We start from the raw sequence: 545 nt of genomic DNA on the forward strand, positions 1-545 counted from the left end.
TGCTCGTCCGACAAAGCGCACTTCGTAGTGCAGATGTGGGCCAGAAGAGAGCCCACTGTTGCCAGAAATCCCAATCAAATCGCCTTTTCTTACGAATTGGCCGCTTTGCACTTTGAATTTCTTTAAGTGCGAGTAAGAACTGGTAAAACCGAAAGAGTGCTGTAGCCTCAGAAAGTTGCCAGAGCCGGTATTGCTGCGACGAGTGACTTCCACCACGCCATCGGCAGGGGCATAAATTTTTGTTCCGATGTTCACCGCGAAATCTAATCCGCGGTGCATTTTCGCTACCTTGGTGACAGGATGAATACGTTTGCCAAAACCGGATGAAAGTCGAACTTTACCCACAGGCGAACCGTTTGGAATTTGATTGAGCATCAGCGTTCGTACATTCGAAGTGATCGCTGCTGAATCCAGTCGAGTATCCAAATCTTCATTGGTGGCGTGATTGTCCACGCCAAGCACTTTTTCTAGCTCGCCTAAGCGTTCGGAAACCAACTGAACCCGCTCCTCTCGCTCTGAAAGGTCGTTTTCTAGTTCAGACTTCA

Annotated in this window: 1 protein-coding gene; it reads right to left on the bottom strand. The window is 48.8% G+C overall.

Annotated elements, in window-relative coordinates; translation table 11 throughout:
* A partial coding sequence (locus tag R8O11_RS30575; RefSeq protein WP_318195304.1) for a M23 family metallopeptidase occupies positions 1–545 on the bottom strand: 545 nt, incomplete at both ends.

This window comes from Vibrio sp. 1288, from assembly GCF_033344475.1.